The organism is Massilia sp. H6, assembly GCF_024802625.1.
Classification (GTDB): domain Bacteria; phylum Pseudomonadota; class Gammaproteobacteria; order Burkholderiales; family Burkholderiaceae_D; genus Telluria.
The window spans coordinates 2619583-2642219 of the sequence record NZ_CP103371.1 but is presented as its reverse complement, the minus strand read 5'-3'; the positions used below and the strand labels follow the sequence as shown (position 1 = coordinate 2642219).

Annotated in this window: 20 protein-coding genes; 9 read left to right on the top strand and 11 right to left on the bottom strand. The window is 67.0% G+C overall.

Annotated elements, in window-relative coordinates:
- Positions 1-100 precede the first annotated feature (100 nt).
- Positions 101-1594, top strand: a complete 1494-nt coding sequence (locus NRS07_RS11765) for a sigma-54 dependent transcriptional regulator (RefSeq protein WP_259207077.1) — start codon at positions 101-103, stop codon at positions 1592-1594.
- A gap of 13 nt (positions 1595-1607) precedes the next feature.
- Here NRS07_RS11765 and NRS07_RS11760 read toward each other — a convergent pair whose 3' ends face one another.
- Positions 1608-2000: a hypothetical protein gene (locus NRS07_RS11760; protein ID WP_259207074.1), complete on the bottom strand. Its 393-nt coding sequence runs from the start codon at positions 1998-2000 to the stop codon at positions 1608-1610.
- Between the two features lie 34 nt (positions 2001-2034).
- Positions 2035-4209 carry a serine/threonine-protein kinase gene (locus tag NRS07_RS11755; RefSeq protein WP_259207072.1) on the bottom strand — a complete coding sequence of 725 codons (2175 nt, stop codon included), beginning with the start codon at positions 4207-4209 and terminating at the stop codon, positions 2035-2037.
- A 135-nt stretch (positions 4210-4344) separates the two neighbouring features.
- Here NRS07_RS11755 and NRS07_RS11750 point away from each other — a divergent pair, with 135 nt between their 5' ends.
- Positions 4345-4884 (top strand): hypothetical protein, encoded by a 540-nt coding sequence (locus NRS07_RS11750; protein ID WP_259207071.1) that lies wholly within the window; start codon positions 4345-4347, stop codon positions 4882-4884.
- Between the two features lie 43 nt (positions 4885-4927).
- Here NRS07_RS11750 and NRS07_RS11745 read toward each other — a convergent pair whose 3' ends face one another.
- A complete protein-coding gene (locus tag NRS07_RS11745; protein WP_259207069.1) occupies positions 4928-5392 on the bottom strand; it encodes an FKBP-type peptidyl-prolyl cis-trans isomerase in 465 nt (154 codons plus the stop codon).
- Between the two features lie 61 nt (positions 5393-5453).
- On the opposite strand from NRS07_RS11745, the gene NRS07_RS11740 reads away from it, so the two are divergent.
- The 3 genes from NRS07_RS11740 (at position 5454) to NRS07_RS11730 (ending at position 9290) form a co-directional block, all read left to right on the top strand.
- A complete protein-coding gene (locus NRS07_RS11740; protein ID WP_373889825.1) occupies positions 5454-6833 on the top strand; it encodes an MFS transporter in 1380 nt (459 codons plus the stop codon).
- An 86-nt stretch (positions 6834-6919) separates the two neighbouring features.
- A complete protein-coding gene (locus NRS07_RS11735) occupies positions 6920-8536 on the top strand; it encodes an NAD(P)/FAD-dependent oxidoreductase (protein WP_259207065.1) in 1617 nt (538 codons plus the stop codon).
- 151 nt (positions 8537-8687) lie between these two features.
- The gene (locus NRS07_RS11730; RefSeq protein WP_259207062.1) at positions 8688-9290 is read left to right on the top strand and encodes a hypothetical protein; all 603 of its coding nucleotides are present in this window, start codon (positions 8688-8690) and stop codon (positions 9288-9290) included.
- A 27-nt stretch (positions 9291-9317) separates the two neighbouring features.
- Here the strand turns inward: NRS07_RS11730 and NRS07_RS11725 are convergent, their stop codons facing one another.
- Complete coding sequence (locus tag NRS07_RS11725) at positions 9318-10004, bottom strand: trimeric intracellular cation channel family protein (protein ID WP_259207060.1); 687 nt, start codon at positions 10002-10004, stop codon at positions 9318-9320.
- A gap of 125 nt (positions 10005-10129) precedes the next feature.
- On the opposite strand from NRS07_RS11725, the gene NRS07_RS11720 reads away from it, so the two are divergent.
- A complete protein-coding gene (locus NRS07_RS11720; RefSeq protein WP_259207058.1) occupies positions 10130-11485 on the top strand; it encodes an MBL fold metallo-hydrolase in 1356 nt (451 codons plus the stop codon).
- A gap of 10 nt (positions 11486-11495) precedes the next feature.
- Here the strand turns inward: NRS07_RS11720 and NRS07_RS11715 are convergent, their stop codons facing one another.
- Positions 11496-12209 carry a hypothetical protein gene (locus tag NRS07_RS11715; RefSeq protein WP_259207056.1) on the bottom strand — a complete coding sequence of 238 codons (714 nt, stop codon included), beginning with the start codon at positions 12207-12209 and terminating at the stop codon, positions 11496-11498.
- Between the two features lie 159 nt (positions 12210-12368).
- On the opposite strand from NRS07_RS11715, the gene NRS07_RS11710 reads away from it, so the two are divergent.
- Positions 12369-12806 carry a DUF2784 domain-containing protein gene (locus NRS07_RS11710; protein ID WP_259207054.1) on the top strand — a complete coding sequence of 146 codons (438 nt, stop codon included), beginning with the start codon at positions 12369-12371 and terminating at the stop codon, positions 12804-12806.
- On the opposite strand, the gene zwf is transcribed toward NRS07_RS11710, so the two are convergent.
- Both zwf and NRS07_RS11700 read right to left on the bottom strand, forming a co-directional pair.
- Positions 12731-14197, bottom strand: coding sequence for a glucose-6-phosphate dehydrogenase (zwf, locus tag NRS07_RS11705; protein ID WP_259207051.1), 1467 nt, complete (start codon positions 14195-14197; stop codon positions 12731-12733). The genes NRS07_RS11710 and zwf overlap by 76 nt on opposite strands.
- A gap of 320 nt (positions 14198-14517) precedes the next feature.
- Positions 14518-15432, bottom strand: a complete 915-nt coding sequence (locus tag NRS07_RS11700; protein WP_259207049.1) for an alpha/beta fold hydrolase — start codon at positions 15430-15432, stop codon at positions 14518-14520.
- A gap of 220 nt (positions 15433-15652) precedes the next feature.
- On the opposite strand from NRS07_RS11700, the gene NRS07_RS11695 reads away from it, so the two are divergent.
- Entirely contained in the window at positions 15653-18151 is a 2499-nt protein-coding gene (locus NRS07_RS11695; protein WP_259207047.1) for a TonB-dependent siderophore receptor, read from the top strand.
- Positions 18152-18194: 43 nt separating this feature from the next.
- Here NRS07_RS11695 and NRS07_RS11690 read toward each other — a convergent pair whose 3' ends face one another.
- The 4 genes from NRS07_RS11690 to NRS07_RS11675 form a co-directional block, all read right to left on the bottom strand.
- Complete coding sequence (locus NRS07_RS11690) at positions 18195-19019, bottom strand: hypothetical protein (RefSeq protein WP_259207044.1); 825 nt, start codon at positions 19017-19019, stop codon at positions 18195-18197.
- Positions 19020-19022: 3 nt separating this feature from the next.
- Positions 19023-19697: a hypothetical protein gene (locus NRS07_RS11685; RefSeq protein ID WP_259207042.1), complete on the bottom strand. Its 675-nt coding sequence runs from the start codon at positions 19695-19697 to the stop codon at positions 19023-19025.
- Positions 19697-20872 (bottom strand): sialidase family protein, encoded by a 1176-nt coding sequence (locus tag NRS07_RS11680; RefSeq protein ID WP_259207040.1) that lies wholly within the window; start codon positions 20870-20872, stop codon positions 19697-19699. The genes NRS07_RS11685 and NRS07_RS11680 overlap by 1 nt, the downstream gene beginning before the upstream one ends.
- A gap of 178 nt (positions 20873-21050) precedes the next feature.
- The gene (locus tag NRS07_RS11675) at positions 21051-21614 is read right to left on the bottom strand and encodes a hypothetical protein (RefSeq protein ID WP_259207038.1); all 564 of its coding nucleotides are present in this window, start codon (positions 21612-21614) and stop codon (positions 21051-21053) included.
- A gap of 203 nt (positions 21615-21817) precedes the next feature.
- Here NRS07_RS11675 and NRS07_RS11670 point away from each other — a divergent pair, with 203 nt between their 5' ends.
- The gene (locus NRS07_RS11670) at positions 21818-22618 is read left to right on the top strand and encodes a ferritin-like domain-containing protein (RefSeq protein ID WP_259207036.1); all 801 of its coding nucleotides are present in this window, start codon (positions 21818-21820) and stop codon (positions 22616-22618) included.
- Positions 22619-22637: the final 19 nt, after the last annotated feature.

Sequence of the window (22637 nt, the reverse complement as noted above, 5' to 3'; positions counted from 1 at the left end):
AGCGCTGCTCGCAGCACAGCCCATGGAAACCGCGCCGGGGCGGCGTGTAGAATTGACAAATCTGCGTTGGATTCGAACCAACCGTATTTTGTCAGGCCCCATGACCTATTCCGATTACACGCTGACCTCGCCCCTGTCCGACCTGGACCACGCCTCGGCGCCGCTGCTCGCCATCACCATCGTCTGGCATCCCGACCACGCCCGCATCGGCGAACAGTTCGTCGGCGGCAGCGGCAGCGACACCATTGAACTGAACCGCTACGCGCCGCTGTTCATGCGCCCCGGTGCCGAGGGCCTGCCGCTGGGTCATGGCGGCATTTCGCGCCAGCCCCTGCGCCTGGCGCGCGACGCCCACGACACTATCGCCGTGACGCTGCCCGCCAGTCCGATGGTGGTCGAAGTGGGGGGGCGCATCGTGAAGGACGCTGTCCACTTTAGCGCCACGCAGATCGCCGAAGGGCAGATCGTGTGCCTGGGCCGCGCCGTCGTGCTGTGCCTGCACTGGATGCACCGCCTGCCCAGGCTCAACCCGGTACCTGGCCTGCAAGGCGTTGGCAGCGCCAGCATCGGCGTGCGTGACCAGCTGCGGATGGTGGCGCCGAGCGGCATGCCGGTGCTGTTGCTGGGCGAGACCGGCACCGGCAAGGAAATCGCCGCGCGCGCCATCCATGCACTGAGCAGCCGTGCGGGGGCGCCGCTAGTGGCGGTCAATATGGCGGCGCTGGGCGAACCCCTGGCGGCGGCGGCGCTGTTCGGCGCCGAGCAGGGCGCCTACCCGGGCGCACCGGCGCCGCGCGAGGGGCTGTTCGCGCAGGCCGACGCGGCAACCCTATTCCTCGACGAGATCGGCAACGCGCCGGCGGCCGTGCAGCCGATGCTGCTGCGCGTGCTCGAGGGCGGCGACTACCGGCCGGTCGGCGCCGCGCACGACCGGCGCTCGACGGCGCGCCTGATTGCCGCCTCCGACCAGGACCTGGACGCGGCGGCCTTCAACCAGGCCTTGCTGCACCGGCTGGAAGGCTTCGTGATCCGCATGCCACCGCTGCGCACGCGGCGCGAGGATATCGGGGTGCTGATCGTGGACTTGCTGGCGCAGCAGGGCGCAAGAGCGGAGCTGCCGGCGGCGCTGGTGGCCGAGCTGGCGACGCACGACTGGCCGGGCAATGTGCGCCAGCTGGCGCATGTGCTGCAGCGGGCGGTACTGATGCTGGGCCAAGGCGTCGTTCCTACGCTCGCCGACCTGGTGCGCACCGAGGGCCGTCCGGCGCAGGACACACCGGCGCCGGCGCCACGGGGCGAGGCAGCCGTGCCACGGCGCCGGCCTTCTGCCTTGTCGCACCAGGACGTGCTGGGCGCGATGGCAGCGCACCACTGGAACATCCTGGCGGCGGCGCAGGCGCTCGGCATCTCGCGTCCGAGCCTGTATAAACTGCTGGAAGACCACCCGACTATCCGGCGTGCCGAAACCATCCCGGAACCCGAGATCGCCGAAGCCATGCAGGCTTGCGCGGGCGACGTGGAGCGCTGCGCCGCCCAATTGAAAACGCCAGCGGAAGCCTTGCGGCGGCGCTGGCGCTTATTACGGCCTGGCTGACGCCGGCCCGGGCTCAGGTCGAGCCAACTTCCAGTTCCGGGTCGGGCAGGAAGTAGAAATTGCTGACGCCATCAGCGTTGACGGTCGTGAACGCGATCGAGAAACCCCACAGTCCAGCATTCTTGTCGATCGTGTAGGGGGTGCCGGGGACGATGTTAATCTGGTTGCCGCCATCGAAAGGCGAGCCGTCTTCGCCCTTTTTGCGAGGGCCGCTCATCATCACCGCGTTGGTCAGCGTTTCCGGGCCGTCGAAGACAAAACTGATCGTATCGTTCACATTCGCCTGGATCCGGTCCGTGCCTTGTGGCCGCGGCGTCCAGGTCGCTTGTGGCTGGCCTGCCTGGTAAATGACGTTGATTTCGTGGTTTTGTTGTTCTTGCATGGCTGCTTTCAGGTAGTGGGTCAAGGTGCCGGCCTGGCACCGGGAAACCGGACAAACGCTAGTCCGGGCGGTAGCGCGCGTCGCGCCGCAAGTCCACCAGGTCGGGTTCGGCATCGATGAACTTGACCGGGTAGCCCAGGCGGCGGGCGCTATTGATGGCAAGCAGGGCGGCGTCGCGTTGGCCGAGCAATTCATGGGCCAGCCCCGCGCGAAATTGCACGTCGGCGCTGTTGGGCGCCAGCGCGATCGCGCGCGCCAGCAGCGGGGCGGCCTCAAGGGCCGCACCGGTGCGCGCCGCGTACAGGCCCATGCGCGATACCAGCAGCACGTCGTCAGGCGCGCGCGCCAGGCGCGGCGCCAGCAACTCGCGCGCCTTGTCGTAGGCGGCGCGTGCCTGGGCTTCGCGGCCCGGCAGCCAGTTCAGGGTATCGGCCAGGTTGGCCCAGAGCTGGTATTCGCCGGGCGCGCCGCGCGTGGGCGATACCGCGTTTTCGAAGGCGGCGGCCGCGCCGACATAGTCCTGGCGCAGGAACAGTGCATTGCCCAAATTTGTGTACAGCTTGGCGCTAGGGCGGATCTGCAAGCCTTGCTGCAGCACCTGCAAGGCCTCGTCGTCGCGGTTCTGGCGCAGCAGCGCAGCATTGAGGTTGGCGTAGGCAACGACGGCATCGGGCTGCAGCGCGATGCTGCGCCGGAACAGGCGCTCGGCGCCGGAGTAGTCGGCCTGCTCGTAGTGGACGCTGCCCAGTTCGTCGGTGAAGACGCGTTCTTGCGGAAAGCGCGCGATCGCCTCGCTCAAGCGTGCACGCGCCTCGTCGTAGCGCTGCATGCGGCGCAAGGTGGCGGCCTGGCCATACCAGCCGAAGAAATTCGAGGGGTCCAGGCGCAGCGCTTCGGCGTGGGCCAGCAAGGCCTCGTCGCGCTTGCCGTGGTTGTCGAGCACCCAGGCGCGGGCAACGTGGCTCAGCGCGAGCTGGTCGTTGAGCTGGGCGGCGCGCTGCGCGCTGGCGTCGGCGCGCTGCAGCCAGGTCTCGTCGCGCTTGTCGGTATGGTAGCGCTGCGAATACATCAGCGACATGCCGGCCGCCGCCGCGGCGCTGTCGGGGCGGCGCGCCAGAATGCGGCGAAAGTGCTGTTCGGCGTTATCCAGGCTGCCCGGCCGGTCGAACAGCTTGAGCGCCGCCAGGCCCTGCTCGAGTTCAACCGATTCGGAAAATGGCGCCAGAGCAGGGCCGAGCGCTGCCAAATGGGGCGCCGCGGCCCAGCCGCCGGCACCGAGCAGGGCCACCGACAGTACGCCGGCCAGTACCAGCCGCAGTTGCCTGGTTGGCGCCGGCAGGCGCACCCGCGGCGGCTGGGCGGGAATGTCTGGCGCTGCCGCCAACTGCGCCAGCTGCGCCAGCACTTCGGCCATGCCGGCCAGGCGCTGCGTGGCCTGGCGCGCGGTCATGGCGCGGATCAGGGCAATCAGCCCGGCGCTGGCATCGAGCGGATAGTGCCAGCCGTCCGACGAAGTCTGCACCTGCGCCGCCGCCAGCGCCAGGCCGTCGAGCGCGGCGTACGGCCGCGCGCCGCACACCATTTCGTAGAGAATCAAGCCCAGTGCGTAGACGTCGGCCTGCGCCGACAAGGGCGCGCCGAGCATGCGCTCCGGCGCCATGTAGGCGATGGTGCCTTGCAAGACCTCGGGCGCCATGCTGGTGGTGGCCAGTACGTCGAGCTGGTGGGCCAGGCCGAAATCGAGGATGCGGATGCTGCCGCCCGGCTCGATCATCAGGTTCGACGGCTTGAGGTCGCCGTGGACCAGGCCAGATGCATGGGCGTCGCGCATGGCTTCGGCGACCTGGCGCGTCCATGCCAGCGCATCGGCGCGCGCCACCGGGCCGGCGGCCAGGGTCTGCTTGAGGGTCTGGCCGGGCACCAGCTCCATGACGATCGACTGGGTGAGACCGTCGTCTTCGATCGCATGCACCTTGACGAAAGCGGCATGGCGCAAGGATGCGCCCAGGCGCGCCTCGCGCATCAGGTCAGCACCGGCCTGTCCGGCTTCGGCATGCTTGATGCATTTGATGGCGACCGGGCGGCACAATGTGCTGTCCCAGGCCTCGAATACCCGGCCGAAGCCGCCTTCGCCGAGGCAGCCGCGCACATCGTAGTGGGCGGGCAGCTTCGGCGCGGCCGGCAGGGCCCCGGCCAGCGTGCAGGTTGCAGAAGTCAGGGTGGGGGAGCTCATTGCCTGGTGTGTGAAACGAATCGCTGAACATTACAATAAACGTGTTGTCTATGCAATGGCCAACGGGCGCAAAGGGCTGTTCGCCGCGGCGCCGACAATGCTACACTCCGCCCTTACATCGACGTTTCGACAGCCATGACCAACAAAAAACAGCCTTCCACCGGCAAACCAGAAGGCGCGCCCGCGGGCCGTCCGGAAAATCCCTTCATCGACGGCGATTTCTACAACCGCGTGCGCGACTATACCGAGCGCGATGCCACGTTCTCGAAGGAACTCAAGGCCATCGCCGACCACGGCGCGGGCAAGCAGAACCCGGATGCGCGCAACGCCCCCTCGCTCGCACTGTTACGCGGCGTGGTCAAGAAAGGCGTCTCGCTCGACGATATGCTGGGACGGATCGTCCTGGGCACCGAATCGGGCCAGTGGGAAGCATGGCTGGCCGCCTTCGGTATCGAACTGCGTGGCGTCAGCTACGGCAAGACCGGGCCGCGCAATGCCAGGCTGGCGCTCGACATGAGCCTGAACGCCAAGGCCAATCCGTTGTTCTCGAATGCCGGCGTGCGCAACTGGCGCAGCCTGGTGGCGCAAGACTGCGCCCAGGTGCAGGTCGAGAAGCCGACCGTAGAGACGCCGGCCCGGGCCTGGGCGATCTTCTTCCTGGACGCGGCCGACTAATCGTTAATCCCGGCCGCGCCGCTCACCGGGTTCAGCGCAGGTTTCAGCGAACCTCGAGCAGTTCGACGTCGAAGATCAGGGTGGCGCCCGGTGGTATGGGACCGGCGCCGCCGTCGCCGTAGCCCATGTCGGCAGGCACGATCAGTGTGCGCTTGCCGCCGACCTTCATGCCTTGCACGCCCTCGTCCCAGCCCTTGATAACGCGGCCGGCGCCAAGCTCGAAGCTGAACGGCGCGCGCCCGATCGAAGAATCGAACTGGGCGCCGTGTTTCGATTCGGCGGCCGGGTCGTAGAGCCAGCCCGTATAGTTGACTACGGCAGTCGCACCGGCGCTTGCTTCCTTGCCGGTGCCGGTGACGGTATCGATCTTCTGGAAGGCGACGGCTTCGCTTGCGGTTGCCGTGGCTGCTGTGGTGTCGGCTGGCTGCGGCGCCTTGGCGCGGTCGCAGCCGGCCACGGCCAGCGTGAGTGTCAGGCCGAGGGCGCAGGAGGAAAGTAGCTGTTTCATGGGGTTCTTTCGTTGGTTGGCTGTGCGGGATCGTGCCATAGGATACAGTGCGCTCCGGCGTATGCCAACTTGCCCAGCGCCTTGCACATCGATTAACGGCCCGACCCGCCCCGGAGAACCCACCTTGTCCGCATCACCGATCACCGTCGAGCAAGGTCTCCAGGCCGCTGGCGTCGGCAAGTTTCAATACCGCCTGTTCGTGATTTTCGGCCTGGTCTGGATGGCCGACGCCATGCAGGTGCTGTCGATCGGCTTTAGTGCGCCCTCGATCGCGAAGACCTTCGGGATCGCGATGCCGCAAGCGCTCCAGACCGGAACCCTGTTCTTCGTCGGCATGCTGGTCGGCGCCTTTGCCTTCGGGCGCCTGGCCGACCGCATCGGGCGCCGGCCGGTGCTGATGGCGGCGGTGCTGATCGACGCCTGCTTCGGCGTGGCCTCCGCCTTCGCCCCCGATTTCACCTGGCTGCTGGCGTGGCGCTTCCTGACCGGCATCGGCGTGGGCGGCACGCTGCCGGTGGACTACACTATGATGGCCGAATTCCTGCCCAGCGACCGGCGCGGCCGCTGGCTGGTGCTGCTCGAATCGTTCTGGGCGGTTGGCACCATCGCGCTTGCGCTGCTTGCGCTGCTGGCGCTGCAGTGGGGCGATGATGCCTGGCGCGTGATCTTCTTTGTCACCGGCTTGCCGGCCCTGGTCGGCGTGGTGCTGCGCCTGTACATTCCGGAGTCGCCCATGTACCTGAGCCGCAGCGGCAAGCCGGAGCAGGCGCGCGCGGTGCTGCAGCGCGTCGCCCAGGTCAATGGGCGCAGCATCGCCATCGCGCCCTTGCTGCCGCAAGCGCTGGCCAGGCAGACGCTGTCGGCCCTGTTTTCGTCCCGGCTGCGGCGCCGCAGCCTGTCGCTGTTCGCGGCCTGGGCGCTGATCTCGATTGCTTACTATGGCGTGTTCGTCTACCTGCCGGTGAAGCTTAGCGCCGAGGGCTTCGGTTTCATGCGCGGCCAGGAGTTCCTGATCGTGCTGGCGCTGGTCCAGTTGCCAGGCTTCGCGCTGGCTGCCTATGGCGTGGAGCGCTGGGGGCGCAAGCCGACCCTGGTGGGCTTTTTGCTGCTCAGCGCCGTGGGCTGCTTGGGCTACAGCTTCGGCAGCGCTACCGGGGTGGTGGTGGGGGCAAGCCTGCTGATGAGTTTTGCGCTGCTGGGCACCTGGGGGGCGCTGTATGCGTTCACGCCCGAAGTCTATCCGACCGACTTGCGCGCCAGCGGCATGGGCGTGGCGGGGGCGGTAGCGCGCTTTGGCGGGCTGCTGGCGCCGACCATCATCGCGCCGGTGATGGCGACCCGCTTTACGCTGGCCCTGGCCTTGCTGGCCGGCTGCCTGGTGCTGGCGGCGCTTGCGATCCTGCAGGTCGACGTGGAGTCGCGCCAACGGGCGCTCGAATGACACCGATGCACTGCACCTGTCGCAGTTAGCAGGTGCAATTTCAGTTTGTGTGGAAGACAATACGTGCATTCACTGGGAGGAACCGGATGCGCGACGCAATCATCGTGGGTGGCGGCCATAATGGCCTGGTATGTGCGTTTTACCTGGCCGGCGCCGGACTGAAGGTCACGGTACTCGAGGCGCGCGACGTGGTCGGCGGGGCCGCGGTGACCGAGCAATTCCATCCGGGTTTCCGCAATTCGGTCGCCGCCTATACGGTCTCGCTACTCAATCCCAAGGTAATCGAGGACATGGACCTGGCCGCTCATGGCCTGCGCATCGTCGAGCGCCCGCTGTCGAATTTCCTTCCGCTGGACGATAGCGCCTACCTGAAGCTCGGCGCTGGCAAGACCGCCTCCGAGGTCGCCAAATTCTCGCAGCGTGACGCCGACCGCCTCGATGCCTTTCACGCCCATCTCGACAGTGCCGCGCAGCTGCTGCGCAACCTGGTGCTGCAAACGCCGCCGAACCTGGTGGGTGGCAGCTGGCTGGCCGCGCTGCCGGAGCTGATCAAAGCTGGCAAGCTGGGCAACCAGATGCGCAAACTGTCGCTGTCCAACCAGCGCGAGCTGTTCGATTTGTTCACCAAGTCGGCTGGCGACTACCTGGACGGCTGGTTCGAGAGCGCGCCGATCAAGGCGGCGTATGGCTTCGACAGCGTGGTGGGCAATTACGCCAGCCCGTATTCGCCCGGCTCGGCGTATGTCTTGTTGCACCATGTGTTCGGAGAGGTCAACGGCAAGAAGGGCGCCTGGGGACATGCGATCGGCGGCATGGGCGCGATCACCCAGGCCATGGCCAAGGCGGCGCAGGCGCGCGGGGTAGAGATTCGTACCGGCTGCGCGGTCGACGAGGTGCTGCTGGAACGGGGCCGCGCCACCGGCGTGGTCACCGCCAGGGGAGAACGCCTGGACGCGCGCGTGGTGGTCTCGAACCTGAATCCGCGCCTGCTATATACCAAGCTGGTCGACCCGGGCGCGCTGCCGCCGGATTTCTTGCGGCGCATGCAGGCCTGGCGCTGCGGCTCGGGGACCTTCCGCATGAATGTGGCATTGTCGGAACTACCGAGTTTCAACTGCCTGCCCGGCAAGGAGGTGGCCGAGCACCATGGCAGCGGCATCATCATCGCGCCCAGCCTGGACTACATGGAGCGCGCCTACCACGATGCGCGCGCCCTTGGCTGGTCGCGCGCGCCGATCGTCGAGATGCTGCTGCCGTCGACCCTGGACCCGACGCTGGCGCCACCCGGCCAGCACGTCGCCAGCCTGTTTTGCCAGCACGTCGCGCCGCAACTGCCAGGCGGTGCGAGCTGGGACGAGCACCGCGACGAAGTGGCCGACCTCATGATCGCTACCGTCGACCGTCATGCACCCAACTTCAAGCGTTCGGTGCTCGGCCGGCAGATCATGAGTCCGCTAGACCTGGAGCGCACTTTCGGCCTGGTCGGCGGCGACATCTTCCATGGCGCGCTGGGACTGGACCAGCTGTTCTCGGCCCGTCCCATGCTGGGCCATGCGGATTACCGCGGCCCGGTGGCCGGCCTGTACACCTGCGGCGCGGGCACCCACCCGGGCGGCGGCGTGACCGGCGCTCCCGGTCATAACGCCGCGCGCGAGATCGTGCGCGATTTTGCGAACGGGCTCAAGACCCGTGCACCCGCCTAGCGCGCCTCGACCCGCCGCTGCGGCACGCCGGCCTGCTGTAGAATCGCGTTTTTTCATCAAGGCTGGCAGGACCAAATCCTTCGGCATCGAAAGTTCGCAGCGCGACAAGCGTGCGCCAGCAGGACGACGACAAGATTTGCAGGGAGCAGGCATGACAGGCAGTACCGAGGCGCGGCCGCCGTTTACCGTCAACGATATCGAGGTCGGCGTGCGGGTCGTTGACGCGTTGGTTCATTGTGCACGGTCGCTGCGCGGCATGCCGATCACCTATGGCGACCTGCTCGCGGCGGCGCGCCAGCTGCATCCGAAGGATGCGGTACTCGACCGTGCGGTCGTGGTCGGCCTCGGCATGAAGCTGCGGTTCGTCGCAGAGTTTTGCCGCGCTCACGGCTACCCCGACTTGAGCAGCCTGGCCGTGAACCGGGCCACCATGCGCCCCGGCCCGGACTACCAGGGCGACTGGGAGGCCGACCGGCGCGCGGCGGCGCAGTTCGACTGGTCCGGCGCGCAGGCGCGGCTGGCCGCCTTTGCCGAGAGCGCACGCGCCGCGGTGCCGGCACGGCTCAAGCCGCGCAAGGAGCGCCCGGCTGACGTATCCTGGTATGCGTATTTCTGCTCGCACCGCGCGGCCTGCGAGAAGGTGACGCCACAAGACAAGCAGGAGATCATCAACCTGATGATGGCCGGCCTGGATCCCGAGACCTCGCTCAAGCGGGTACTGGACGCCAAGGCCGATTTCGGCGACGGAGCGTAGGCCGGTCGGCGCCACCGATTCGCATATTCAGCGCCCCTGGTCGATCCGTTCGGTGTCGGCCTCGGTTTCCGGCGCACGGGCGGTCGGCAGGTGCCAGCCATAGCGGATCGCGGCCAGGCGCAGGCCGAAGCACAGCGCCGCGCCGGTACAGGCAGTGGCGGTAGTGGGCAATTGCAGCGCGTCTCCCACCACCACCACGCCGGCGCCGGCCAGGGCCGCCACCGCGTAGATATCCGATCGGAACACGGCCGGCACGTTCGACAGCAGCACGTCGCGCGCGACCCCGCCGCCGATGCCGGTCAGCATGCCCAGCAGGGCCGCCATGACCGGCTCCAGGCCGAAGACCAGCGCCTTTTGCGCACCGGCGACGCAGAACAGCGCCAGGCCGGCGCCGTCGAAGATGAGTACCGGGTTGCGCAGGCGGCTGATGAGCGGGTACCAGAAGAAAATCACCAGCCCGGCCAGGGTCGACACGGCCAGGTAGCGCCAGTCGCTGATGGCCGCCGGCGGGGTGGCGCCAATGAGCAGGTCGCGCACGATGCCGCCCGAGGTGGCGGCCACGAAAGCGAGCACCAGTACGCCGAAGATGTCGAGTCGGCGGCGCGAAGCCGCCATTGCGCCGCTGAGCGCAAACACGAAGGTGCCGACCAGGTCGAGCGTGAGCACGAGGGTCTTCATGGCGGCCCCCATGTCGAGGGAAAGAACAGCAAACACGTTGGTCACCTATGAGGAAGTAGCGCGGCAGCCACGAGCGGGCAACCCGCCATGGTAGCGCAGAACGCCAGCCGGCGCCTGCCCCTGCCGCACGTTGTAGAATGCGCTCTTCCACGGAGGCGGGCATGAGCGATGGCGGACTGACAATTTCAAGAATCCTGCATGCGGGCTATGTGTTCGAATGCGAAGGCGAGCGCATCGCCTTCGATACCATCTTCGAGAACCCGTTCAGCCGCAACTGCCACGCCTTCCCGGACGTGCGCTTCGACCGCGAAGCGATTCGCGCGCAGCGGTTTTCGGCAGTCTTCATCTCGCACTTCCACGACGACCACTGCTCGCTCGAGAGCCTGGACCTGCTCGACCGCGCTACGCCGCTGTATATCTACTGCATCTTCGACGACCTGTTCGAGATGGTGCGCATGCTCGGTTTCACCGAAGTATATTCGCTGACCCTGAACTTGCCGGTGCATGTCGGGCCGTTCGAAGTGATTCCGCGCGAAGCCATGGATGCCGACGTCGACTCGATGTTCCAGGTGATGGCCGGGGGCATGAATGTGCTCAACGTGGTCGACTCCTGGATCGACGCCGGCACGCTCGAAAAGCTGGTGCGCGAGGGGCCGTGGGACATGGTGCTGTGGCCGTTCCAGACCATGCGCGAGATCGAAGTGCTGGCGCCGTCGCGCGCCGCTCCCGCGCCCCCAAGACTGCCCGATGAGTGGATCGAGCAGCTGCGCGCCCTCGAGCCGCGTTTTGTCGTACCCAGCTCTTGCCAGTTCCGCCAGGAGCCATGGTCCTGGTATAACCGCGCTTTTTTCCCGATCAGCTATGCGCAGTTCGCGCGCGAGGTGGGAGCGGCCTTGCCCGGCGTTGGCGTGGTGCGCCTGAATCCATCGGTATCGGTGCGGCTCGATGCCGGATCGTTGCAAGCAAGCGCGCCGCTGCCGTGGGTGATACCGGTGGGCGAGCAGGATGTCGATTACGACTACCAAGGCCACGCCGCGGCCCCGCCTACCGCGCAGATCGCTGCGCATTTTTGCGCCTTGACTCAGGCGCAGCATGCGCGTGTGATGGAGTATTGCCGCGTGCTGCTGCCGGCGAAATACGGCGCGGTCGAGGCGTCGTCCGACTATTTCGACGAAGCGCGCATCTGGGAGCTGGCACTGTTCGGGAGCACGGGCGAGGTCGAGCGCTTGCGCTATCGGCTCGACGAGCGCGGCGCAACGCTGGTTGGGGTGGATACCGGGCCGCTGGGCTGGAGCACCGAGATCCCGGCCGCCAAGCTGTATGCCGCGCTCGAACACGGCGAGTCGCTGACCTCGATGTACATGCGCATCAACGACACGGTGTTCGATGCCGACACCGAAGCGGCGCTGGCCCAGGCCGAAGTGGACGTGGTCGACGACCCGCTGATCCGCTGCCTGTTCAGCGACACCTTCGGCGCCTACCAGGCCGCGCAGCTACGGCGCCTGCTGGCGCGCTGAGCGGGCAAGCTTACTTGCCCAGTAACTGGAGCGAGCGCTCCCAGTTGGCGTCCCAGTCGAGCAGAAAGTCATGGGTCTTGAAGGCCCGCTTGAGGGGGCCGAGCGGGACCCGGTAGACGTCGTGCAAGCCCAATGCCAGCGTCACCGGGTTCCACACCGCATTACGCCTGGATTTCTTTGCGCTGGCTTTGACCCGCGCACCGTCGTCACCGAAGATGCCGATGGCCTCGTCCAGCGCCTTGCCAAGGTCGAGCCGGACGATGCCTGCGAACGCTAGCATGGCTTGCGCCTTGCCGATGCCGAGCTGCGATTCTTTCGCCGCAGCCGGCGCCGCAGCCGGTGCCGGCTGCGCCGCGTGCTGGAGTTGTCCGGCCAGCCGTTGCAGGTCTTGCTTCTGGAAGCGCAGCTCGTCGAGACCGCGCCTGAAGCCCGGCGCGGGCAGGCGCGCCACGATCCTATAGGCATCCTTGGTGGTGGTGATCAGGACATCGGTGCTACCGCCTGCCAGGCGCGCAATATCCTCGGCCACGAAGATCGGCGCAAGGTAGCCGCCGTTGGCCTCGCCGAACAGCTCGGCGTGGGCGGCGTCGTAGTCGAGCCAGACATGGGGCGTGACTTCGTGTGCGAGCAGGCGCGCCAGGGTCCAGGGCGTGCCGGTTTGCGCGGCCAGCCAAGCGCAGGCTTCGGCGATCGTGGCGCGAAACGGAAGGTCGGTGGTACTCATCGCGCTTTCTGTGGTGGACATCGATAGGATTACCCGGAGCGAGCATTCTAGTGCAAGCAGCGTCGGCTTGCCCGTGCCGGCTTGCCCGCGCCGGCTTGCCCGCGCCGGCTTGTCTGGGATTACACTGGTGCCTGGCGGGTTGGCACGGGGGTAGCGATCGTGGTGTACCGAATCCTGGCCGACGCGGTATTGCTACTGCACCTGGCCTTCATCTTGTTCGTGGTGTTCGGCGCGCTGCTGGTGGCGCGCCGCCGCAGACTGCTGCCGTTGCACCTGGCCGCTGCCGCCTGGGGCGCCGGAATCGAGCTGTTTGGCGGCATCTGCCCGCTGACCCATGCCGAGCTGTGGTTGCGCGGCTTGGCCGGCGCGGCCGGCTACAGCGGCGGCTTCGTGGAGCATTACCTGCTGCCGCTGGTCTACCCCGGAGGGCTCACGCGCACCCTGCAGTACGCGCTGGCCGCCGCCGTGCTGCTTGTCAATGGCGCACTTTACCTGTGGGTCTGGCGCCGCGGCCGCCGGGCTTATTCGACCCAGGCGAAGCCGTCGCGCGCCAGCAGTGCGAACGATTCGGCCGGCCCCCACGAGCCCGCCGGATAGGCGTGCGGCTTCTCGCCCAGCGTGCTCCAGCCCTCGATGATTGGATCGGCCCAGGCCCAGGCCGCCTCGAGCTCGTCGCGGCGCATGAAGTGGGTCAGGCGCCCGCGCACCACATCGATCAGCAGGCGCTCGTAGGCTTCGGCGCGGCGCTGCACAAAGGCCGACTGCAGGTCGAGATTGAGCGCAACCTGCTGCATCTGCATGCCGCTGCCGGGCTGCTTGGCCATGATCTGCAGCTTGATCGCTTCTTCTGGCTGCAGTTCAATGACCAGCCGGTTGGCGACGCCGCCGGGCATGTCGGGGAACAGCGGAAATGGCGGATTGGCGAATTCGATCACGATCTTGGACGAGCGGCGCTGCATGCGCTTGCCGGTACGCAGGTAGAACGGCACCTTGGACCAGCGCCAGGTGTCGACATGGGCGCGCACGGCCACGAAGGTCTCGGTATTGCTGTCGGCCGGCACGTTGCGCTCTTCGAGGTAACCGGCCGCTTCTTGGCTGCCGCTGACGCCGTGGGCGTATTGTCCGCGCACCGTGTCGCGCGCGATGTCGGCCAGGCCGAAGCGGCGCAGCGAACGCAGCACCTTGAGTTTTTCATCGCGCACGGCGTCCGGCGAGAGCGAAGTCGGCGGCTCCATCGCAACGATGCACAGTAACTGCAGCAAGTGATTCTGCACCATGTCGCGCATGGCCCCGGTGCTGTCGTAGAAGCCGGCACGGCTACCCACGCCGACTTCTTCCGCTACCGTGATCTGCACGCTCGAAATGTTCGGTGCGCGCCACAGCGGCTCCAGAATCGAATTGCCGAAGCGCAGCACCATCAGGTTCTGCACCGTCTCCTTGCCCAGGTAATGGTCGATCCGGTAGATCTGCGATTCGGCGAAATGCTTGCCGACCGCTTCATTGATTTCGACGGCCGACTCGAGGTCGCGGCCCAGCGGCTTTTCCAGCACCACGCGGGCCTTGCCGTCGACCAGGCCGGCGCTGGCAAGTTTATCGCAAATGGTGGTAAACAGTGCCGGCGCCGTGGCCAGGTAGAACACCCGCTGCGCGCCGGGCAGGGCGGCACTGGCCAGCGCGCCGAAGTCTGGCGCCGCCTGGACGTCGAGGCGCACGTATTCGAGCAATTGCAAAAAGCCATCCCAGGCCTTGGGATCGACATTGTCGGCGGCGATGAAGGGCCTGGATTGTTCCTCGACCTGGGCCAGGTAGGCGGCGCGGTCGAATTCCTGGCGGCCGGTCGAGATGATGCGGGTCGCCGCCGGCAGGTTGCCGTGCATATGGGCCATGTAGAGCGCCGGCAGCAGCTTGCGCATCGCCAGGTCGCCCACGCCGCCGAAAATGATCATGTCGAGCGGGAGACCGGTGTCAGTGTCTGTCGTAGAAGTCATGTCAATTGCCAAATAAGTTAAAAAAGCGAAGTCGTTCGTGCACAGAAACTGGTCAGGGCCTGCACGGCGCTTGCGGTCCGCGCTTGCCGCGCTGCAGCTACGGGCTGCGCCGCCCTTAGCTTACATCCTGGTCAAATATTATGGAATGACAAATCGGACTCAGGATGGCGCTAACGCGAAAGTGGTACTGAATAATAGGTGGGGTAATTGCCTTTTATGCAAATTTTATGTGCCGTCTGCACATGTGGATCACCTCCTGTTCTGCGTGCCAGCGCCTGCTTCGCGCAGTGGACGACTTGGCAGAATAGTATGCAGTTGCCTTACCCCGGCACGTGCATGATTGGCGCGAGCAAGAAGGGCAGGGCGCGTTCCAGCAGCGCGTCGGGCGCCTCTTCCGGAATGTAGTGCCCGCAGGGCAGCGCTTGGCCATCGACCTCGGTCGCGACCCGGCGCCACTCGGCCAGCGGATCGAAGCAGCGCTGCACCACGCCGTGTTCGCCCCACAACGCCAGCAGCGGCGTGGTGAGCAGCCTGCCGGCGGCGCGGTCGGCACGGTCGTGGTCGAGGTCGATTCCAGCGGCGGCGCGGTAATCCTCGCAGATGCCGTGCGCGCTGCCGGGAAGCGCCAGGCAGCGGCGATATTCGGCAAGCGCGCGCTCGTCGAACGGCGCCAGGCCGGCGCTGCGGCGCCCCATCACGTCTTCGATATAGGCGGCCGGATCGGCCGCGATCAGGCGCTCCGGCAGCGGCGCCGGCTGGATCAGGAAGAACCAGTGCCAGTAGGCGCGCGCGAAGGTCTCCGAGGTCTGTTCGTACATCGCCAGGGTCGGCGCGATGTCGAGCAGCACCGCGCGCTCGACTGCCTCAGGGTGATCGGCCATCAGGCGGTGCGCCACCCGCGCCCCACGGTCATGCGCCATTACGCGGAAGCGCTCAAAGCCAAGCTGGCGCATCACCGCCAGCATGTCGGCGGCCATCGCGCGCTTGCTGTAATTGGCGTGGTCTGGCGCGCCCGGCGGCTTGCCCGAATCGCCATAGCCGCGCAGGTCGCAGGCTACCACCGTGAAACGGGCGGCCAGCGCCGGCGCCACCTTATGCCAGATCGCGTGGGTCTGGGGGTGGCCATGCAATAGCAGCAGTGGCGGGCCAAAGCCGCCAGTCACGCCGGCAATGGCAATGCCGGAGCCGCAGTCGGCCATGAAGGGCTGAAAGCCGGGAAAGAGCGGTTCGTGCATGGACAGGTCCGGAGGGGAGCGAAATAAAAAGTGTAGCAGGATGCACGAATAAGCCCTTACATGGGCCTGACACGGCGGCCCGACATGCCATGGTTGTTGTAAATATACCTAATGGCAACTTTTGCGAATTGACATCCTTGAGCGTGGCCAGCAGTATCGACCGGTGCCCGTCGCGTTTTCAATTGCCTTCGGCGCGCTCCACCAACAAGAGGAAATCAAGATGCAGAAACACGTAACCGAAAAGACCGTGCTGGCCCTGGCGATTGCTTCGCTGTTTTCAGGCGTGTCGTACGCGCAGGAAGTCGCGCCCGAACCAGGTGCCACCTCGGCTGCCGCGACCGTGGTGGTCACCGGTACCCGGGTCGCCAACCGCACCGCGCTCGACACCGCGGCCCCGGTCGACGTGATCTCGGCCGAGGCCCTGAAGAACGTCGGCAGCACCGAGATGAACCAGGCGCTGTCGATGGCGCTGCCATCGCTGAATTTCCCGAAGCCTGCCATCACCGACGGCACCGACACCATCCGTCCTGCCACCCTGCGCGGCATGGCGCCAGACCAGACCCTGGTGCTGGTCAATTCCAAGCGCCGCCATGCCTCATCGCTGGTCAACGTCAACGGTTCGATCGGCCGCGGCTCGGCGGCGGTGGACATGAATACCATCCCGACCGCGATTGTGAAAAGCGTCGAAGTGCTGCGCGATGGCGCCGCCGCGCAATACGGCTCCGACGCGATCTCGGGCGTGGTCAACCTGCAACTGCGCACCAACCGCAGCGGCGGTGAAGCCAGCGTCACTTACGGCCAGCGCGAAACCGAATACGAATTGTGGAACAGCGCTGCGCCGGCCGGCGGCACCTGGAGCGCGCCCGCATCGCGCAAGCGCAGCGACGGCGAAACCGCCACGGTCAGCGTGTGGAAAGGCCTGCCCTGGGGCGAGACCGGCCATGTCACCATTGCTGCCGAATACCGCGACCAGAAGCACACCGAACGCAGTGGCTACGACATGCGTCAGCAGTATCCGCGCGTAAATGGCGCCTTCGATCCGCGCGAGAACACCATCAACCGCTTCAACGCCTGGTATGGCGACCCGGAGATGGAACAGGCTACCTTGTTCGCCAATGCCGGCAACAACCTGGGCGGCGGTGTCAAGGTCTATGGCTGGGCGAGCTACCAGAATCGCCAGGCCCGTTCGGGTGGCTTCTTCCGCACCGCCCAGGACGCGCGCAACATCCTGTCGATCTATCCGGACGGCTTCCTGCCGATCATCGCGCCGACCGTGAACGACTTCGCGGCCACCGGCGGCGTCACCTGGATCATGGGCGACTGGGACATCGACGCTTCGCTCGGCTACGGCAAGAACAAGATGGAGTACGACATCGAAAACACGCTGAACCGCTCGATCGGGCCGTCCAGCAAGACCGAGTTCTTTGCGGGCGGCTATTCGTACGACCAGCTGGTGCTGAACCTGACCGGCGTGCGCCGCGTCCAGGTCGACGGTTTCGCTTCGCCGCTGAACGTGGCGATCGGCACCGAGGCGCGCCGCGAAGGCTACCAGCTGTTCGCGGGCGAGCCCGACTCCTACCGCTACGGCGGCCAGGTGCTTCCAAACGGCACCCCGGCCGCACCGGGCGCGCAGGTGTTCCCGGGCTTTCGTCCCGCCAACGAAGTCGACGCCCACCGCAACGCCATCGGCGCTTTCGTCGATCTCGAGGCCAACGTCACGCCCGAACTGCTGATGTCCGGCGCGGTGCGCGCGGAGCGCTACTCAGACTTTGGCAACAGCCTGGCTGGCAAGCTTGGCGCACGCTACGACTTCAGCAAGGCATTCGCGCTGCGCGGCGCGCTGCAAAACGGCTTCCGCGCGCCGTCGCCGCAGCAGCAGAACTTCACTGCCACCTCGACCAACTTCATCAACGGCGTGCCGTTCGAGATCACCACCTTCAAGCCGAACGATCCGGTGGCGGTGGCGCTCGGCGCCAAGCCGCTCGAAGCCGAAAAGTCGATCAACGCCTCGCTCGGCGCGGTGCTGCGCTTCGATCCGGTGAGCATCACCATCGATGCCTACCGCATCGACATCGACGACCGCATCATCCTGTCCGAGAACCTGACCCAGGCCAACGTGCGCAACTACATCGCGTCGCAAGGCTTCATCGGCGTCGGTGGTGGGCGCTTCTTCATCAATGGCGTCGATACCACCACCAAGGGCGTCGACGTAGTGGTGAGCTGGCCAATGTCGCTCGCTGAAGCCGGCAAGCTCGACATCACTGTCGCCGGTAACTTCACCGATACCAAGGTCACCAAGACTCCCGTGACAGCGCAGCTGTCGGCGCTGCCGGCACCGGCTCCGGTGCTGTTCGACCGTCTCAACGTGCTGGCGCTGGAACAAGGTCAGCCCGCGAGCAAGATCAGCGCCAACGTCAACTGGCGCCTTGGCCAGTGGGGCGCCACCTTCCGCGCCACCCGCTACGGCAAGGTGCTCGCCCCTGGCACCACGCCAGCACTGGACTTCCGGATGGACCCGAAGACCCTGGTCGACCTTGAGGGCCGTTATGCAGTCACGCCAAAGCTGACCCTGGCCCTTGGCGCCGACAACCTGTTCGACCAGTATCCGGAGACCCAGTCCCCAACGCTCAACACCACGGGCAATACGCCATTCGCGAACTTCGCGCCGTTCGGCCGCTCGGGACGCTATGTCTATATGCGGGCAACTTACGGGTTCTAAGCAGGTCTGGCGGCCAGTCCGGCCGCCCTTAGCATGGAGCGATCTAGGCGGCCGCGGAAGCGGCCGCCGCCGCCGCGACGCCAGCCCCGGCACTGAGCATCCAGCCCACCAGCAGCAGGAAAGCCATCCACATCGCGAACAGCGTCGACATACGGCGGCGGTCGGCCGGGTTCTCGAACAGCGGCGCACGTTCGTAGGCCACGCCGGCGAAATAGGCACCGAATACGGTGGCCAGGTAGTGCACCGCGCCGAAGGTTTCGCCCAGCTCGCCCTTGCGCGGGTGCTCGATCAGCAGGTGCGACAGCGCCACCAGTACCAGGTAGACGACCGAGGCCGACAGCGGCGGCAGGTAAAGACCGAGCGACTCGACCCAGCGCCGCACGCCAGGCCTGGTACGCGCCAGCAGCGGCAGGATCAGGTTGTGGGTGATGCCGGCGATGAAGATCAGCTTGAGCAGCACGGTCTTGTGCAGGCTGGCGCTGCCCAGCGCCAGGTTGTGCAGATTGGTCTCGCCCTGGCGGTTGTTCGCCACGAAAAATTCCGACGATTGCACGTTCAGGATACGCTGGAACCAGCTGATCTCTTCGAGTGCGGCCAGCGCGCACAGGGCGCTCAGGCCACCGAGCGCCAGCAGTTCGAGCTTCGACCGCTTGGCTTGCCGGAGGCGTTCCACGAACACGAAACCGAGCAGGCCTGCGATCACGGTAAAGCAAAGGAACTGCATCCATTCGACGATGCCGTCCTCGCCCAGCAGGCGCCATAGGGCCGCGGTGTCGCCCGACCAGCCAATGGCCAGCGCCAGGATAAAGACATTGATCGCGATTCCGGTGGCGATGGCCGGGTGGGTAAGCCACTTCGTGTTTGACACAAACTACTCCTTGATGGGTGAAAACGGTTCGTTGCCCGTGCCGGTGGCCGGGATGGCGCGGCGCCGGCCCGCCAGCAGGCGGCGCAATCCGGCGCCGCACAGCGCCGTGACGGCCCAGCCCCACAGCAGCGGATCGAGCACGGCGTCCCACAGGTTCCCGGTCGGCAGGCGCGCCAGCGAAAACAGCAGCAGCGCGGCCAGCAAGGCACAGGCCTGGGGCCGCCAGTGTCCGCGCGCCGCCGCCAGCGCGCTGGCGCAGGCCAGCAGCACTGCCGCCAGCGGCGCCTTCGTCGCGCCAAAGCCGGCATAGTAGGCGCTGCGCGCGAGCAGGCCGGCGGCGTCGAGATACAGGAAAGCGCCGACGACGGCCAGCAGCGCGGCGGTTCCGACCGGCATCAGGCGGGCGGGCGGCGCGCCGCTCCAGTGCCCATGCAGCCCCACCAGGCATAAGCCCAGCAGCAGCGCGCTCGGGTACTGGAAGGCCAGGCCAAGATGCCAGGCTGGCGAAGCCGCGCCGGGCAAGGCCATCACGACAGCGCACGCCCCCAGGATCACCGCCAGCGTGCCGCGCCGCAGGCGCGGCGTGGCCGGCCAGACGGCGGCCACCAGGCTGGCAAGCACCAGCGCCCATGCTACGCGGCCATACATGAATTGCCAGGACAGGTCGGGCAAGTCCATCAGATATTCCCCCCGATGCGGATGCGGTAGCGGTGATGGGCGATCGCCTGGCGCTGGTGGGTGTAGGTCAGGTGCAGTTCGTCACCGACCTGCTGCATGGCGGGATACGAAAATTCGTCGCCCGCGCTGCCGCTGGCCACGTCGGCAATGGTGCGCCAGGTATGCCCGTCTTTCGAGGACGACAGGCGCAGCGTGCTGCGCGAGGAGCCGCCCTCGACCTGGTCGTTGTGCAGCATCAGGAATTCGCCGTTGGCAAGGCGGATCGACGCCATCGAGGTGTTTTCATTGTGCAGATCGGGCGCGGGCAAGTCTTGCCAGCTGGCGCCGCCGTCGCGGCTCAGGGCGTGCTGCACCCGGCGCTGGTCGCTGGTGTCGCGCATCCAGGCCCGCGCTTCCAGGCTGGACACCGGCACGATCGCCGGCTGCAGCGTGGTGGTGCTGGTGCCGATGCGCGCCAGGCCGGTCGGGGTGCCGGTGGCGTCGAACGACATCAGCATCGGATACTTGATGCCGAGCTCGAAATACACCGGCAGCCACCAGCCACCATCGGCCAGCCCGACCGCCGAGGTGCGCACCAGTACGCTGGTGTTGAACAGTGGCGACATTGGCAGCACGCGCCGCATCTCGAACGAGGCGCCTTCGGTGGACGAGACCAGATGGACCACGCGCGAGGCGGCCCAGCCACCCAGGCCGGTGGCGACCACATACAGATGGATCTTGCCATCGCGGCTGGTCCATGCAACCGGGTTGCCGATGCGCCGAACACCAAAGCCGAGCGCGGCGCCGAGCGTTTCGCGGCTGGCCACTTGCCATGGCGCGCTCCATTTGCTGCCATTCCACTGCGAGGCATATACCTTGACGTCCGGCCCGCTTTCGCGGCTACCGGCCCACCAGAAGGTGATCATGCGCTCGCCCGGCAGCGTGGCCAGGGCGCTGGCATGGGCCGACGGCGTATTGGGCGGCATCGGCACCAGTGTGCGCGACAGTTCCGACAAGCTGGCGCGGCCAGGAACGATGGCCGGGGCCGGGGCGGGCAGGGCGGCTGCGCCGGCGCCGCCGGTCCAGCGCCATGCCTCGGCCGCGCAGACTGTCAATGCCACGGCAATGCACGCGCATGCGGCGCGGCTCAACGCTTGGCCGGCGCCGGCGGCGCGCGGTTGCAGAAAACGCTCCATAAGCTCCAAGGCAAGGCAGGGATGGCAGGGCAGGCGGCGCCAAACGCAGGGAGGTGATGCCTCCGGCTCTCCAGGAGGGAGCCGGGCCGTGCCAAACAAAGGCGTTATCCTACAGGAAAGCCCTCAACCTGGCAGCAGACTTCTGCAACGCCAAAGTGCTAATGGCGTTGGCCCGGCTTCAAGGCAGCCCGGCGCCGCGTGCGCGCCCGCCGCGCACCAGGCGCAGCGCGGCGCCCACCAGCAGGTGGACCAGGAACGAGCAGCCGGCAATGACCGAGGCGATCAGCACCGGCAGCACCGCGCCGAAGGTGAAGGTCAAGCCTAACGCGAATCCGAGCACGTATTCTGCACGGTACAGGTGCAGGAACACTCCGGCCACGAAGGCCCCCAGGAAGATGAAGCTCACTGCCGGATGGCCCTGCGCAAAGGCCAATGCCAGCACCGCGCCCCACAGCAGGGCGCCGCCGAACCGGACCAGCACCAGCGTGCGAAAACGCGCACGGCTGCCGGCCTGCACCAGGGTCGCGCCGCGGCGCTGGATGCGGCCGACCAGCAACCATACCAGCAACGGAACGACCAGCAGGCCCCACCAGTTAGACATTGCCGGCAGGTCGGCCCGGTTCAGCAGGTGGTGCGAGGGCACGCCGCCATGCGTGAACTCCCACCCGAGATGCAGGGCTTCGGCGGCCAGGGCGCAAGCGCTCAAGACGAGGCGGACCTGCAAGGCGGGGCGGGATAGCATGGCGCGATTCCTTCGCGATTGGCCGATGGTTGACGGTACACGTCCAGTGCTACCGATAGTAGCAAGGATGCCGCGGCGGCGGCAATGCGCGCTGGGTAGAGTCGAGCGGCGCAGGCTGGCCGCATCGTGGCAGGGGCTTGGCCAGTGCCATCGCCCCCTTTGGTATACTGGCGCTTTGGCCTGCTTACCTGAAAGACTTCACCATGGCGCAACCGCCCGAGCTACGCGCATGCGCTTTGCACTGCTTGCTGCAATCCGATCCGGCCACAAAGACGGCGGCGCTGGCCGCACTGGCCGCCGCGCATGCGGCCGGCGCCTCGGTCGTCGACGTCGAGGCGGCGCTGGTGGCACCAAGTGGTGTTCCGGGCCGCCCGGCGCGGCCGCTGCTGGTGCCGCCGCGCCTGGTCGGCCAGCGCTCGATGGCCACTGTCGAGGGCAGGGCGATGCTGGTGCATGCACTGACCCATATCGAGTTCAATGCCGTCAACCTGGCGCTCGATGCGCTATGGCGCTTCCCGGGCATGCCGCCTGACTACTACAGCGACTGGCTGCGCGTCGCGGCCGAGGAAGCCACGCATTTCACCATGCTGGCGGCGCACCTGGCCACGCTCGGCTTTGCCTATGGCGACTTCGCGGCCCACGACAGCCTGTGGGAAATGGTCGAAAAGACCAGCGGCGACGTATTGGCGCGCATGGCCCTGGTGCCCCGCACGCTGGAGGCGCGCGGGCTCGACGCCATTCCGCCGCTGCGCGCCAAGCTGGCCCACGCGGGCGACCGAGAGGCCGCGGCCATCCTCGACGTGCTGCTGCGCGACGAGGTCGGGCATGTGGAAATCGGCAACCGCTGGTACCTGTTCCTGTGCGCCGGGCGTGGCCTGGAGCCGCTATCGACCTACGATGCGCTGACGCTGCGCTACAAGGCGCCGGTGCTCAAGGGCCCGTTCAACCTCGATGCGCGGCGCGAGGCTGGCTTTAGCGAAGCGGAACTGGCGCGCCTGGCCTAGCGCCGCTGTGTTGAAAGCC

Bases quoted from the DNA above. Each gene is read 5' to 3' on its own strand.
- NRS07_RS11765 (WP_259207077.1), top strand. From the start codon at position 101: ATGACCTATTCCGATTACACGCTGACCTCGCCCCTGTCCGACCTGGAC.
- NRS07_RS11755 (WP_259207072.1), bottom strand. From the start codon at position 4,209: ATGAGCTCCCCCACCCTGACTTCTGCAACCTGCACGCTGGCCGGGGCC.
- NRS07_RS11750 (WP_259207071.1), top strand. From the start codon at position 4,345: ATGACCAACAAAAAACAGCCTTCCACCGGCAAACCAGAAGGCGCGCCC.
- NRS07_RS11745 (WP_259207069.1), bottom strand. From the start codon at position 5,392: ATGAAACAGCTACTTTCCTCCTGCGCCCTCGGCCTGACACTCACGCTG.
- NRS07_RS11740 (WP_373889825.1), top strand. From the start codon at position 5,454: ATGCCAACTTGCCCAGCGCCTTGCACATCGATTAACGGCCCGACCCGC.
- NRS07_RS11735 (WP_259207065.1), top strand. From the start codon at position 6,920: ATGCGCGACGCAATCATCGTGGGTGGCGGCCATAATGGCCTGGTATGT.
- NRS07_RS11730 (WP_259207062.1), top strand. From the start codon at position 8,688: ATGACAGGCAGTACCGAGGCGCGGCCGCCGTTTACCGTCAACGATATC.
- NRS07_RS11720 (WP_259207058.1), top strand. From the start codon at position 10,130: ATGAGCGATGGCGGACTGACAATTTCAAGAATCCTGCATGCGGGCTAT.
- NRS07_RS11715 (WP_259207056.1), bottom strand. From the start codon at position 12,209: ATGAGTACCACCGACCTTCCGTTTCGCGCCACGATCGCCGAAGCCTGC.
- zwf (WP_259207051.1), bottom strand. From the start codon at position 14,197: ATGACTTCTACGACAGACACTGACACCGGTCTCCCGCTCGACATGATC.
- NRS07_RS11700 (WP_259207049.1), bottom strand. From the start codon at position 15,432: ATGCACGAACCGCTCTTTCCCGGCTTTCAGCCCTTCATGGCCGACTGC.
- NRS07_RS11695 (WP_259207047.1), top strand. From the start codon at position 15,653: ATGCAGAAACACGTAACCGAAAAGACCGTGCTGGCCCTGGCGATTGCT.
- NRS07_RS11685 (WP_259207042.1), bottom strand. From the start codon at position 19,697: ATGGACTTGCCCGACCTGTCCTGGCAATTCATGTATGGCCGCGTAGCA.
- NRS07_RS11680 (WP_259207040.1), bottom strand. From the start codon at position 20,872: ATGGAGCGTTTTCTGCAACCGCGCGCCGCCGGCGCCGGCCAAGCGTTG.
- NRS07_RS11675 (WP_259207038.1), bottom strand. From the start codon at position 21,614: ATGCTATCCCGCCCCGCCTTGCAGGTCCGCCTCGTCTTGAGCGCTTGC.
- NRS07_RS11670 (WP_259207036.1), top strand. From the start codon at position 21,818: ATGGCGCAACCGCCCGAGCTACGCGCATGCGCTTTGCACTGCTTGCTG.